Source organism: Methylomonas koyamae (genome assembly GCF_001644025.1).
Classification (GTDB): Bacteria; Pseudomonadota; Gammaproteobacteria; order Methylococcales; family Methylomonadaceae; genus Methylomonas; species Methylomonas koyamae_A.
This window is the reverse complement of sequence record NZ_LUUK01000167.1, coordinates 18,504-31,954: the sequence shown is the minus strand read 5'-3', so window position 1 is coordinate 31,954 and position 13,451 is coordinate 18,504. Positions and strand designations below refer to the sequence as shown.

The 13,451-nt window shown below is 56.3% G+C and carries 13 protein-coding genes; 9 read left to right on the top strand and 4 right to left on the bottom strand.

What is annotated here, in order from left to right; all coding sequences use genetic code 11:
* From A1355_RS12480 to A1355_RS12460, 5 genes are all read left to right on the top strand, one after another.
* The coding region (locus A1355_RS12480; RefSeq protein ID WP_331710119.1) for a BRCT domain-containing protein at positions 1–418 on the top strand (418 nt) is incomplete at its 5' end.
* Positions 415–1,194 carry a bifunctional hydroxymethylpyrimidine kinase/phosphomethylpyrimidine kinase gene (thiD, locus tag A1355_RS12475; RefSeq protein WP_064028553.1) on the top strand — a complete coding sequence of 260 codons (780 nt, stop codon included), beginning with the start codon at positions 415–417 and terminating at the stop codon, positions 1,192–1,194. The genes A1355_RS12480 and thiD, both read left to right, overlap by 4 nt.
* Positions 1,191–1,826 (top strand): thiamine phosphate synthase, encoded by a 636-nt coding sequence (gene thiE / locus A1355_RS12470; RefSeq protein WP_064028562.1) that lies wholly within the window; start codon positions 1,191–1,193, stop codon positions 1,824–1,826. Before thiD ends, thiE begins: the two co-directional genes overlap by 4 nt.
* Entirely contained in the window at positions 1,819–2,025 is a 207-nt protein-coding gene (locus A1355_RS12465) for a dodecin (RefSeq protein ID WP_064028551.1), read from the top strand. Before thiE ends, A1355_RS12465 begins: the two co-directional genes overlap by 8 nt.
* A 97-nt stretch (positions 2,026–2,122) precedes the next feature.
* On the top strand, positions 2,123–3,361 hold the full coding sequence (locus A1355_RS12460) for a right-handed parallel beta-helix repeat-containing protein (RefSeq protein ID WP_064028550.1): 1,239 nt from the start codon (positions 2,123–2,125) through the stop codon (positions 3,359–3,361).
* Between the two features lie 2 nt (positions 3,362–3,363).
* Here the strand turns inward: A1355_RS12460 and uvrB are convergent, their stop codons facing one another.
* Positions 3,364–5,457 (bottom strand): excinuclease ABC subunit UvrB, encoded by a 2,094-nt coding sequence (gene uvrB, locus A1355_RS12455; RefSeq protein WP_082885518.1) that lies wholly within the window; start codon positions 5,455–5,457, stop codon positions 3,364–3,366.
* 17 nt (positions 5,458–5,474) lie between these two features.
* Positions 5,475–6,722, bottom strand: a complete 1,248-nt coding sequence (locus tag A1355_RS12450) for an ABC transporter substrate-binding protein (RefSeq protein ID WP_064028559.1) — start codon at positions 6,720–6,722, stop codon at positions 5,475–5,477.
* A gap of 138 nt (positions 6,723–6,860) precedes the next feature.
* On the opposite strand from A1355_RS12450, the gene A1355_RS12445 reads away from it, so the two are divergent.
* From A1355_RS12445 to A1355_RS12430, 4 genes are all read left to right on the top strand, one after another.
* Positions 6,861–7,259: a PilZ domain-containing protein gene (locus tag A1355_RS12445; RefSeq protein WP_082885517.1), complete on the top strand. Its 399-nt coding sequence runs from the start codon at positions 6,861–6,863 to the stop codon at positions 7,257–7,259.
* 8 nt (positions 7,260–7,267) lie between these two features.
* Entirely contained in the window at positions 7,268–8,098 is an 831-nt protein-coding gene (locus tag A1355_RS12440) for an MOSC domain-containing protein (RefSeq protein WP_064028547.1), read from the top strand.
* Between the two features lie 563 nt (positions 8,099–8,661).
* Entirely contained in the window at positions 8,662–10,413 is a 1,752-nt protein-coding gene (locus A1355_RS12435) for a methyl-accepting chemotaxis protein (protein ID WP_064028545.1), read from the top strand.
* Between the two features lie 261 nt (positions 10,414–10,674).
* A complete protein-coding gene (locus A1355_RS12430) occupies positions 10,675–11,505 on the top strand; it encodes an HDOD domain-containing protein (RefSeq protein ID WP_064028544.1) in 831 nt (276 codons plus the stop codon).
* 6 nt (positions 11,506–11,511) lie between these two features.
* On the opposite strand, the gene A1355_RS12425 is transcribed toward A1355_RS12430, so the two are convergent.
* Together A1355_RS12425 and A1355_RS12420 are read right to left on the bottom strand one after the other, a co-directional pair.
* Positions 11,512–12,153 (bottom strand): response regulator transcription factor, encoded by a 642-nt coding sequence (locus tag A1355_RS12425; RefSeq protein ID WP_064028542.1) that lies wholly within the window; start codon positions 12,151–12,153, stop codon positions 11,512–11,514.
* On the bottom strand, positions 12,150–13,445 hold the full coding sequence (locus A1355_RS12420) for a sensor histidine kinase (protein WP_064028557.1): 1,296 nt from the start codon (positions 13,443–13,445) through the stop codon (positions 12,150–12,152). Before A1355_RS12420 ends, A1355_RS12425 begins: the two co-directional genes overlap by 4 nt.
* Positions 13,446–13,451 lie beyond the last annotated feature (6 nt).

Genomic DNA, 13,451 nt, shown 5'->3' with positions numbered 1-13,451 from the left:
GCTCGACCAGATTTTCGGGCTATCCGAAGCCGACATCGTCGCCATCGAGGGTTTCGCCGAAAAAACCGCGGCGGTGATCAGCGAAGGCTTCGCCAACATCAAGGACTTGTATGAAAAATTGACCGGACTTGGCTTCAACCTCCAAGCCAGCCAACGCAAAGCCGATTCGTCGGCGCATCCGCTATCCGGCAAGACCCTCGTCTTCACCGGCACCCTGCACAGCGGCAGCCGCGACGACCTCGCCAAGCAAGCCAAGGCCAAGGGCGCCAAGGTCGGCAGCTCTGTGTCCGCCAAGACCGACTACCTGGTGGCCGGCGATAACGTCGGCGCCAACAAAACCGCCGCCGCCCGAGACAAAGGCGTGACCGTCATCGACGAAGCGGAATTTCTGCAACTGTTAAACGGAGACGTGGAATGACCCGCCCCATCGTGTTGTGCTTTTCCGGCCACGACCCCAGCGGCGGCGCCGGCGTACAAGCCGACATCGAAACCATCGTCAGCCACCGCTGCCACGCCGCCAGCATCATCACCGCGTTGACCGAACAGGACAGCCGCAACGTCAAAAAAGTCTTGCCGCAACGACCGCAAGACGTCGTCAATCAGGCGCAAACCCTGCTGGAAGATTTCCAGGTCGCCGCGATCAAGATCGGCCTGCTCGGTTCGGCCGAAATCGCCGTCGCGGTCGCCGACGTGATCCGCCAAGCCGGTAAAGTGCCGGTCGTACTCGATCCGGTGCTGGCCGCCGGCGGCGGCACCGATTTGGCCGGACGCGAACTGATCACCGCCATCGTCGAACACCTTTTGCCGTTATCGACGTTGGCAACACCCAACAGTATCGAAGCCCGCCGTTTGGCCGGTGTTGACGATTTGACCGCCTGCGGCGCCACACTGCGACAATTCGGCGCCGAACACGTCCTGATCACCGGCACCCACGAGGATTCCGCATTGGTCCACAACCGTTTGTTCGGCCCGGAAAGTCTGGACGAAACCTTCAACTGGGAGCGCCTGCCGTATCACTACCACGGCTCCGGCTGCACGTTGGCGAGCGCCGTTGCCGCATTACTGGCTCAAGGCTTGGACCTGTTCAGCGCCGTCAACGAGGCCCAGGAATTCACTTGGCAAAGCCTGCAAGCCGCTTACCGCCCCGGCCAAGGGCAACACAACCCGGAGCGCTGGTTTTGGCTGGATTCCTGAAGTTCCCCCCGCGCGGCCTGTACGCGATAACCCAGACCGAAGGCAAAGCCATCGCCCAAGTCCTGGCCGAAGTCGAAGCGGCCCTGCAAGGCGGCGCGGCCGTCGTGCAATACCGCGAGAAGCAGCCGCTGGACGCCGCCCGGCTGGCGCGCGAACTGCTCGTCGTCTGCCATGCCTATCAAGTTCCGCTGCTAATCAACGACAGCGTCGAGCTGGCGGCCGAAATCGGTGCCGACGGCGTGCATCTGGGCCGCGACGACGGCGACATCGCCGCCGCCAGAACCGCGCTCGGCAGCCACGCGATCATCGGCGTGTCCTGCTACAACGACGTGGACCGCGCGACGCGCGCGGAAAGAGCCGGCGCCGATTACGTCGCCTTCGGCCGCTTTTTCGCGTCCGGCTCCAAGCCGTTGGCGGCGCCGGCCGACATTGCCACGCTGTCGCTAGCCAAACAGACGCTGAATGTGCCCATCGTCGCGATCGGCGGCATCCTACCGGATAATGCTGGACAGTTGTTGGCGGCCGGCGCAGACTTGCTCGCGGTGATCGGCGGCCTGTTCGACGCCGAGCCTTTGCCCGCCGCCCGTCGTTTTCAAGCATTGTTTCAAGCCAACGGAGAACGCCATGCCTGACCATGTTTATCAAAAAATTGAATTGACCGGTTCGTCAGCCGTCAGTATCGAAGCCGCCATCGAAAACGCCGTCGCCAAAGCCGGCGAAACCATCAAGACCTTACGCTGGTTTGAAGTCGTCGAAACCCGCGGCCACATCGACAACGGCAAGGTGGCGCACTGGCAGGTCACCATCAAAGTCGGATATACCCTACCCTAACCTCGCATTTACAATGCCGTTGCCTGCTTGCCGATCGGATTCCGATGCGCCGTTTCATTCCAATTGAACGCCACTCACTTGGTGCTGCTGGTTATTGATGATCGGAATTGACGCCAAAGCTCTCGCTTATTGTCGCTGGGGACTGGTATTGCTGCTGTATGCGGGTTCGGGCGATTGCGCCACTTGGCAGGTCGGACCATCCCAAGAACTGAAACTACCCAGTCAGGCTGCGATAGTGGCCGGGAATGACGACATCGTCGAAATCGACGCGGGTCTGTATCCAAACGATGTCGCGACTTGGCCGCAGCACCGCTTGATTCTGCGGGGAGTCGGCGGCCGCGCGCATCTCGAGGCGATGGGTAACAACGCCGAAGGCAAGGCCACCTGGGTTATCAAGGGTGACGACGTCACGATAGAGAGCATCGAATTTTCCGGCGCCAGAGCCAAGGCCTTGAACGGTGCCGGCATTCGTTTCGAAGGCACCAACTTAACGATACGCGATAGTCATTTTCACGACAATCAAATGGGCATCCTGACCGGCGCCAACCCCAGCAGCGAAATTACTATCGAAGGCTCCGAATTCAACGACAATACGGTCGATTATCGCTTGCTCGGCAAACTCGGTCACAACATCTATATTGGCGGCATCAAGCGTTTTACCCTTAATCACTGTTATGTGCATGACGCCAATACCGGCCATAACGTTAAGTCGCGAGCCCGCGAAAACCACCTACTTTATAACCGAATAGGCGATGAAACCCGCGCCTCGAGCTATCTGGTGGATTTCCCGGACGGTGGCGAGGCCTATTTGATCGGCAACCAATTCCGGCAAAGCGCCGCGTCGGAGAACCGCGCCATGTTGTCGTTTGCCGCCGAACACAATCAGACCTTGCCCCATCAGACGCTGATTTTGATCAACAACACGCTGGTCAACGATAAACCGGACGGTATGTTTCTGAACAACCACAGCATCGTCCGCCCTATTTTGATCAACAATTTACTGGTCGGTGCAAGTTTGATCGGCTTGGAATCGAGCGACCGACAGCATAATATCGTGGCGAACAGCGAAGGTTTTCGAAACCGAGGCGCGTTCGATTACCGGCTATCGGCCGGAGCGAGCGCTATCGATCAAGGCATCGATCCCGGCGTCGCCGCCAACGGCTTTCTGTTATCGCCCGCCTATCAATACCGGCACCCCGCGCGCATCGAAAAACGGCTCGGCTCGGGCACCCTGGATGTGGGCGCTTACGAGTTTGCACCTTCCGATCAGCTGTCGCCCCGTGGCCATACGCATCCTCACGCGCGCGAACAAAGCTCCCCAGTACCATCACGCTAAAATCAAATCGTCATCTCCGCCTGCAGCAAGCGCAGTTGGTCGCGGATGCGCGCGGCTTCCTCGAATTCCAAGTTTTTGGCGTGCTGGAACATTTTTTCTTCCAGTTGCTTCAAGGTTTTGGCGGCCTGCTTGGGCGTCAGCGATTTGTATTCGCCGGCCGGTTCGGCGGCCTTCGCTCGAGCATGACTGATCGAGCCGCCCGCACCGGGAATCGAGAGCTCCAGGATATCAGTCACCGATTTGAATACCGTGCGCGGCTGGATGCCGTGCCGGGCATTGAAAACGAGCTGCTTGTCGCGGCGGCGATCTGTTTCGTCGATCGCTTGCTGCATCGAACGAGTGATTTTGTCGCCGTACAGAATTACCTTGCCGTTGGCGTTGCGCGCGGCGCGGCCTATGGTCTGGATCAACGAGGTCAGCGAGCGCAGGAAACCTTCCTTGTCGGCATCCAATATCGCCACCAGCGACACCTCGGGAATGTCCAGGCCCTCGCGCAGCAAGTTGATGCCGACCAGCACATCGAACACGCCCAGACGCAGGTCGCGGATGATTTCCACGCGCTCGACGGTCTCGATGTCCGAATGCAGATAACGCACCTTGATGCCGTGTTCCAGCAGGTAGTCGGTCAAATCCTCGGACATGCGCTTGGTCAGCGTGGTGACCAACACTCGCTCCCGAACGGCAATGCGTAGATTGATCTCGGACAACAGATCGTCGACTTGAGTCGTGGCCGGTCTGACTTCGACCTGAGGATCGACCAGACCGGTCGGCCTGACCACCTGCTCGACCACCGCGCCGGAATGCTCTTTCTCGTAACCGCCCGGCGTGGCCGACACGTAGATGCGCTGGCCGCAGATACGCTCGAACTCGTCGAACATCAGCGGCCGGTTGTCCAGCGCCGACGGCAGCCGAAAGCCGTATTCGACTAGGGTTTCCTTGCGCGAGCGGTCGCCTTTGTACATCGCGCCGATCTGCGGCACCGTGACGTGGCTTTCGTCGATGATGACCAACGCATCGTTCGGTAAATAGTCGAACATGGTCGGTGGCGATTCGCCGGAATTGCGATCCGACAGATGGCGAGAGTAGTTCTCGATACCGGAGCAATAGCCCACTTCCAGTATCATCTCGATGTCGAACAGGGTACGTTGCTCCAGACGTTGCGCTTCGACCAGTTTATGGTTGTCGCGCAATTGCTCCAACCGTTCGGCCAGCTCTATCTTGATTTTCTCGACCGCGCTGAGCAATTGGTCGCGCGGCGTCACGTAGTGGTTTTTCGGGTAAATCGTATAGCGCGTCACCCGTTGCACGACTTCGCCGGTCAGCGGATCGAACATCGACATCCGCTCCACCTCGTCATCGAACAATTCGATGCGCAACGCGTGTTCCTCGGACTCGGCCGGAAACACGTCGATCACTTCGCCGCGCACCCGGTAGGTACCGCGACGCAGTTCGGTGTCGTTGCGGGTGTATTGCATTTCAGTGAGCCGGCGCAGCACGTCGCGCTGTTTGACCATGTCGCCGCGCACCAGATGCAGCACCATTTTGAAATAGGACTCCGGCTCGCCCAAACCGTAGATCGCCGATACCGTGGCGACGACCACGGTATCGCGGCGCTCCAAAAGCGCCTTGGTGGCCGACAAGCGCATTTGCTCGATATGATCGTTCAGCGAGGCGTCCTTGTCGATGAAGGTATCCGACGACGGAATATAGGCTTCCGGCTGGTAATAGTCGTAATAGGATACGAAGTACTCGACGCTGTTCTCCGGAAAAAACTCCTTCATCTCGCCGTACAACTGGGCGGCCAAGGTCTTGTTCGGCGCCAGGATCATCGCCGGCCGTTGGGTGCGTTGGATCACGTTGGCTATCGTGAAGGTCTTGCCGGAGCCGGTTACGCCCAACAGGGTCTGATGCAGTTCGCCGTCGTTCAAGCCTTCAACCAGTTGGGCGATCGCGGTGGGTTGATCGCCGGCCGGCTGGTAGTTGCTGCGGATTTTGAACGGCTTATGGCCGCCGGCCAGTTCGGCGACCTGATCCAGACCTTCCGGTCCGCCGCTGATCGCCACCTGACTGTATTCCATGCGCCGTTTACTGGTCATTGCCTTACTCCCGCATGCTATTGAAAATGACAGCCGGTTTCGGGCTGATCGTAACCCAGCGTATCCAGTTCGGTCTTGGGATGCAAAAAACCTTCGATCGGCGCCACCGACACCAGCGCGCGCGCCGCCGCCAGCAATATCGGCTGACGCAATTGGCCGTCCCAAGTTCGGAACGACAGCGGCATGCCTTTGTAGCCCTGCAACGCAAATTTATCGGACAGCATGTAGTCGCGGATCGGCGCTACCTGATTGGATTTGCTGCGCACCGCCGCCTCGCCAATCGCCCGCACCGCCAGATAGGCACCGTAGTCGGCCTCTTCCATCCAGCGGCCGGTATTGTCCTTGAAGCGGTTCTGCAACTGCACCGCGCCCCATTGTTCGTGCGTCCGGTGCCAGGACGTGGCTACTAAACCCTGGGTACCGATCACCGGACGCGGCAGCCAGGTGCGGTAATCCAAATATTCGCCGAACAGGCCCTGTTCATCGGCCACCACCAGTACGTCGTAATCTTCAATCTGGGTGAACACCGGCACGTCCGATTGCGCGGTACGGCGCGCATCGAAATCGTTGCTCCATGCCTTTTCGGCCACCAGCTTCAGGCCGAAACGTTTGGCCGCGCGTTTGATCGCCGCCGCGAAGGCTTGGTCGGCCGGTTCGCGGCCGGTCACCAAAAACCATTTTTGCCAGCGTTTTTTCAGCATGTATTGGGCCAGCGCGTCGGCGCGCATCGCCCGGCTCGGCAAAAGGTGCAACAAATTGCGCCGACACTGGCCGGCTCGCAGTTCGTCGTCGCTGCTGCTGGCGTCGAACAGCAACTTGCCTTGCGCGGCCGGCGAATCCGCCAATTTAAGCTGGGTCTCGGCGGGCAGATTCAGCACCACCAGGCTGCTATCGCCGGCTAGATGGCTGAAGGCCTGCAAAGCGTCGCCACCCACCGGCACGATCACTTTTTGCAGGTCGTATTGCTGGCCGGTGAATTGACCGGTGGTATTGTTATCGGCTACAGCCAACTCGGCGCCGACCAGGCCCTTGTTTTGGATGAAGGGGTCGAGATTGGACAAGGCCGGCGGCGCCTCGACTTCCTGACTGAAATAGACGATCTTGACGATTTGCTTGGCCGGCGCGGCGGCTGGTGTTGGCTTGGATTCCTGTTTGGCCGGCGGCGCTTTCGTTGCTTTGGAGACCGACTTCGCGGTCACGATGGCCGGTACTGTGAGCAAGGCGGCAATCAATCCCCAACGACTCCAGCGGTAGAATAGCTTCATGTCCTTCCAATTGTTTTCGTAAAAACCGAATTTTAACGAAAATTCGTGCCGCGGCGTCAGCAATAATCCAGCGGGCGCTATTGAATTTCCAAGGCTTCCCGTCAATACTTAGCCACCTTCTAAACCAGCGCCTGTGCCATGTCCGAGTCAGACTTCCCATTGCACGATCACGACGATTGGGACCGGGAGATCAACCTGGACACCGATCAGCCGAACCAGCGCATGGCTGTACGTTACCGGCGAACCGACCTGCGGGCGGCGATCAAGGTGCATAGCCTGTTATTTCCGCGCTTGTTTCATGTGGTACTCTACGACATCAGCAGCCGCGGCGCGGCGGTCATCAGCAACGACAAACTGAACCGCAAAAGCAAGGTTAGCCTGTACCTGATGTTCCCGGACGGCCAACGCTTTGACGTCGTCGCCACGGTGGTACACTGCGATCATAAAAAGCAGCGTTACGGCCTAAAATTCGACGGCCGCCACGCCGAGCTGGCCGAACACCTGCTGCACACCCAAACCGATTTGCACTTCAGCTAATTGCATCTATGCCCGTTCTTAGTCAAATACACGTTTACCCTGTCAAATCGCTGGCCGGTTTTCAGGTAAACGTCTGGCCGGTCGACCAGCGCGGCTTACAATACGACCGTAAATGGATGTTGGTCGATACCGACCGGCAATTTCTCAGCCAACGGCGACTGCCGAAAATGGCGTTGATCAAAACCCGTATCGAGAGCGATGCGCTAATCCTGTCAGCGTCCGGTCAAGCGGATTTGCGCCTACCGTTACTCGAAGTCGCCGGCGAAGCGATCGAAGTCACGGTTTGGGACGATCGTTGCATCGGGATAGGCTGCGGCTCCGCGGCGGATGAGTGGTTGAGTCGATTTCTGGACCGCGATTGCCGTTTGGTCCGGCAGGCCGACGTCGACGTCCGCAAAGTCGATCCAGACTATGCCTTCGATACCGATCAGACCGGTTTTTCCGACGGCTTCCCATTTTTACTGGTCTCGGAAAACTCGCTGAATGCATTGAACATGGCAATGCAATTACCCTTGGATATGAACCGGTTTAGGCCAAATCTGGTGGTCGCTGAATGCGACAGTTATGCCGAGGATACTTGGCGCCGGATCTCCATCAACGATATCGTGTTCCGCCTGCCCAAACCCTGCTCGCGCTGCGCGATTCCGACGATCGATCCGGAAACCGCACGTCCCGGTAAGGAGCCTTTAACGACGTTAAATCGACTACGCAAATGGAACAACAAAGTCTATTTCGGTCAAAATGCCTTGCACGACCGGACGGGCTTGCTTAGCGTCGGTCAGCCCGTTGTCATTCACGAGACCGGTTCGGCGCAACCTCCGTTAGGTAAAGACCGTTAAAACAGTCCAGCACCGTTCGATCGCTTGGTGATCGCACCGTACGCTAAGACGTCACGACCAAATCCGAACACTGTCAGCGACATCACATCCCTATTCGCGTAACGGGTTGATCGACATAGAATAAACTCCGGTCGAAAGCGCCAATTGCGGATGTGCTAGCGCAAACTCAGGACCTTATTGAATTGATAGCCATTGCGCTTGGAAAAGTTGCCGAAGTCGCCTAGCGATAGGCCAATTCACAACGCGGACTGGTTCGCAAATTCGATATATTGATCGTTGGCACGTGCGGCACTCTCATTACGCGAAACCCACCAAAACGGGTTGAAATAGGCGGCCGCGATGGCCTCGGATCCGTAAGAGTGAATGGAGTATTCGATACTTCGCTAAACTTTTAGGCATTACATCCTGCGTAGCGAAAAGAGGGCGTTGGAATTTTCCGCACAACTAATAAAGTTTTCCAGCTAGTTGACGTTAAATTGTAGGCTATACTCACGGCGCCTATCCTTACGGCGCGCGGCCGCAAGAGCGAATAATAACTATACAAAGCATTTCTGGAGATTCGAATGTTGATGATGAACTGGCATTCCGTAGGTGTGAAAGTAGTAGCGATTACGATGTCGGTACTCACTGGTGTCGGCATCCTAATACTGATTGTCTACGCCAATGTCGGCAAGCAAAAGATGATCGATCGGGAGATCGAGTCGTCACGTCAGTTATTGGTTTTGTCGGAGTCGATTCGCGACAATGTCGTCAAGAAATGGGAGACCGGCGTCTATTCTCCCGAACAGCTCAATCAACTCATCGATAAATTCGGCTTGGCGAAATCCAGAGAGTTGGTGCTAGCGACCGTGCCAACCGCGAACGCCTGGGATGTCATAGAAACCAAGGCCAAGGAATACGGCTTCCGTTTCAAGGCGCCCGCTAACAATCCGCGTAACCCGCGTAACGCCGCCGACGAAATCGAACGCACCGCATTGGATTATTTTCGGAATAATCCGAGCGCCAGCGAATACAGTTACATCGATGAAGACAAGCAGGAAATCCGCTATCTGCGGCCAGTTAAATTGGCCAAACAATGCGAACTGTGCCACGGGGATCCGCAGAACTCGCAGTCGCTTTGGCGTAACGACAAAGGCCAAGACCTGCTCGGCTATACGATGGAGAATCGGCATGCCGGCGATTTGCACGGAGCCTTCGAAATCATTACGCCGTTCTCGGTGGCATTGGCCCAGTTAAAATCCGATACCTATTACGCCATCGGGTTTTTAATTGCCACGCTATTTATCATCGGCTTCACCGGCTACTTTATGATGAGCAGAATCATCATCGGTCCGCTAACCGCGTTGGCGCTCAAGCTGCAGGACATATGCAGCGGCGACGGCGACTTGCGGGCTAGACTGGATGCCTCCGGTAAATCGGAGTTCGCCTGGGTCGCTCATAGCTTTAATTCCTTTGTCCGTAAAATTGCCAAAACCGTCGATGAAATCAGCGCGACTAGCGAAAAACTGGCCAGCGCCTCGCACAAATTGGCGACCATCACCAATACGACACAAAGCGGCGTCGAAAGGCAATTGCACGAGACCACACTGGTCGCCAACGCGATGAAGCAGATGACCTCGACGGTTCAGGATGTCGCTAAAAACGCGGTCCGAGCGTCCGAGGCCGCCGAAATTGCCGATAAAGAAGCCTCGACCGGCAAAAACATCGTCAAGGACGCGGTCAACGGTATTAACAGCTTGGCCAGCGAAGTTGAAAATGCCGCGAATGTGATTCACGAATTGGAAAACGACAGCAACAGTATCGGCGAGGTGCTTGGCGTGATCCAAGGAATTGCCGAGCAGACCAATTTGCTGGCTTTAAACGCCGCCATCGAAGCGGCTCGGGCCGGTGAACAGGGCCGCGGTTTCGCGGTCGTCGCCGATGAAGTCCGAACGCTGGCCAGCCGGACTCAAAATTCGACCTTGGAAATTCAGCAAACCATCGAACGTTTACAAGGGCGCGCCAAACAAGCCGTCTCGGTAATGGAGAACGGCCGCAAACGTGCCGCTTCGAGCGTGGATCAAGCGGCATCGGCCGGCGAATCGATCACCTCGATCAGCCAGCGCATCGATACGATCAATGACATGAACAACCAGATTGCCAGTGCCGCCGAAGAACAAACCGCGGTGGCCGAGGAAATCAATCGGAATATCAGCAACATCAGCCACGTGTCCGAAGAAACCTCGATTGGCGCGAAAAACACCGCCGACGCTTGCCGGGAATTGCTGGAACTCGCCAATCAACTTCGCACGACCGTTGGTAGCTTTAGAACTTAGGCTAGCGAATCAGCCTACCTAGCCTAGGTAGGCTACGCCCCGTTATCGCGTCGCCAAATGACGTCTATACTTTTTACCACGGAGCCCAAACATCGTGAGCGGTGTCTTTGCTCCGTTGTAAAAACAGAAATTCGTTTTTGTTGAACTTAAAATCATCCATGGCCGAATGCCGCGGATGATCGTCGCATACTCCGCATCTAGGTAGCGTTGGACTCTCCACGCCATCCGGGCTTGCGGTTTTTTAGGGACAAGAGAGCAACCATGCCAGCGTCAATTAACCAACTATTCGATCAAATCCACCAACTTCCGCAAATTCCCGAAGTCGTCCGAACTATTGTCAAACAACTCAACGATCCTAATTTCCACATGCCGCAAATCGTCAAGGATGTGGAAAAAGAACAAGTCATTACGTTAAAGGTATTACGGCTGGTCAATTCCGCCCACTTCGGCCTATCCCGAAAAGTAGGTTCGATAGAAGAAGCGGTCACGATGCTTGGCACCAATCAACTAAAAACCTTGGTCATTGCCTCCGGATTTGTCGGTTCGTTTCCGAAGCTGGCCAATTTCGATCTCAAGCTATTTTGGCGAACAAGCTTTCGAACGGCTACGCATGCCGGCTGGCTTGCCACGCAAGCTGGCTTGCAAACCGATATTGCCTACACGGCCGGTTTGATAGCCGACCTTGGTAACGTGCTGATCCATTTAGGACTACCCAGCGAGGCTAACGAGATCGATCAACACGTCAAAGCCGGCAATTCGCGTTCCGATATCGAGCTGCGCCGGCTGGGGTTCGTGACGCCGACTGCGTCCGCGGAACTCTGCCGCCGCTGGAAATTTCCCGACGACTTAACCCAGGCCGTCGAACAATCGGCCGATCCGTTGGCATCAGGAACGCCAAATCGCTTGGCATGCGCGGTCTTTTTAGGTCGTTTTACCGCAAATGCTCTCGAAGCCAATCAATCCTCCGACCAGATTATTAAAGCCTTTCCACTAACGGTCGCCGAAGGTTTGAGTTTATCAGTGGATTTCGTTCAATCGCGCTTGCACGAGATGCTGGAATTGGGCAGCGATTTGGACGAATTGATCGATTGAGTAAAATTAACGCTGCATCAGCCCCAAATTGACGGCAATGTGCGCCAGTTCGGTCGTCGTCGCGACTTGCAGTTTCTTTTTGATCTGCGTGGCGTAATTAGCCACCGTTTTATGGCCCAAACACAGTTGGTCGGCAATTTTATGGACGGTCAAACCTTGCGCAAGTAAACTGAAGACGTCAAATTCCCTAGGCGAAAAATCGGCAATAATCGTCTGATGATTGCCGGACAAGTGCTCGCCGGAGGACTTCATCAAGCCGCGCTCCACGTAAGTGACGCCTTGCAGGACCGCGGCTATCGCTTCCGCTAAAATGCCAGGGGCGCTGTTCTTGGTGATATACCCCAAGGCCCCGGCATCCAAGGCCCGACTGACGTAGACTTGCTCTTGGTGGACGCTGAATACCAGTATTTTCGCGTCGGCGTCACGCTGTACGATGCGACGAATCGTTTCCAGACCGCCAATGCCCGGCATCGACAAATCCATGACCAACACGTCCGGCTTTACCTCTTGGTATAACTGTATCGCTTGTTCACCCCGTTCGGCTTCGCCGATCACCTCAATGCCGGGACTGGCCGACAACAACATCCGAAATCCGGCTCTGACTACCGCGTGATCGTCCACCAACAAAATACCGACAGCGCGTTTCATGCCAAAGGTATCCTAGCTTGTATGGTCATCCCGCTATCGGGTGCGGACCGGATATCCAGCTCGCCGTCAAGCGACTTGATCCGCTCCTTGATGCCGCGCAATCCAAACCCCCGATTGACGGTCGTCAAATCGCAGCCTCGACCGTCGTCTTCGACGCGCAATTGCAACAAGGCTGGCCGATTGAGTTTACGCAAAACGATCGCAACCCGTCCAGCCTGAGCATGCCGCACGACATTGGTCAGGCACTCTTGTATCACCCGGAAAATCTGAATGGTGACCGCCTTGTCCAAACTGTCGACCTCATCGCCGCAATCGATGGTTAGGTTCAAATCGGGGTTACGCTCCGACCAATGATTTACCAAGTCCTCCAACGTGGCTTTCAAACCCAGCTCAGTCAGAACCAAGGGATGGAGTTGCTGCATCATCGAACGGACGACGGTCATCAAGTGATCGCAAATATCGCTGATGGCCGAGGTAATCTTGGCCGTATCCGCGCGCTGGTGAGCCGCCGTCACCGCCATGACCTTGATCGCGGTTAACGACTGCCCCAGTTCATCGTGTAATTCTTGCGACAGCCGTTGACGCTCTTCTTCCTGTATGGCTAACGAGTGTTGCGTCAATGCTCGATTTTCCTGACGACTCTTTTCCAATTCGACGGTCATATGATTGATGGCATTGGCGATACTGTCGAACTCCATCGTCGAAAATTGCGGCAATTGGTAGCGATATTGGCCGGTTTCGATGATACGCAAGGCTTCCACAATCGAGGCAATCGCTTTCAGCGATTTACTCAACACCAAATTGACCGCTAAAAAACTCAGCAAAGTCAGTAGCGACAGGGATGCGAAAAAACCGACACTCTCCTCCCACACCTCGGTAATCTCGTCCAACGGCTGGGCTTGAATGACCAAGGTCATCGGTTTGCCGTCCCTGGTGTGCAGCTGATGTTCGACCTTCGGATAATCGCTTCGCACCCAGGTCACGAACCATGCGGGCGGCATGTCTTCGGGATGACTCGGTTGGCCCGCTCCGGAAAAATGTACCAATTGGCCGTCCGGCTTTAGCAACTGAATGCTCAGATGCCTGGTTTGTTGTAATGCGCTGAACCGCGACAGATCTTCGACCGGCGCATCCAAACCCAGCGATATCAACTGAACCGCCATATTGATCGAGGCGTCAACCTCTTTCTTAACGGCCTGCCGCGCCTGCCAAATCGCAATCGCGCCGCCGATCAGCAAGATGCAAAGCGAGGACAGCAGTATCCGTGAAATGATCTGATTTCTTAAACTCATCGAGGC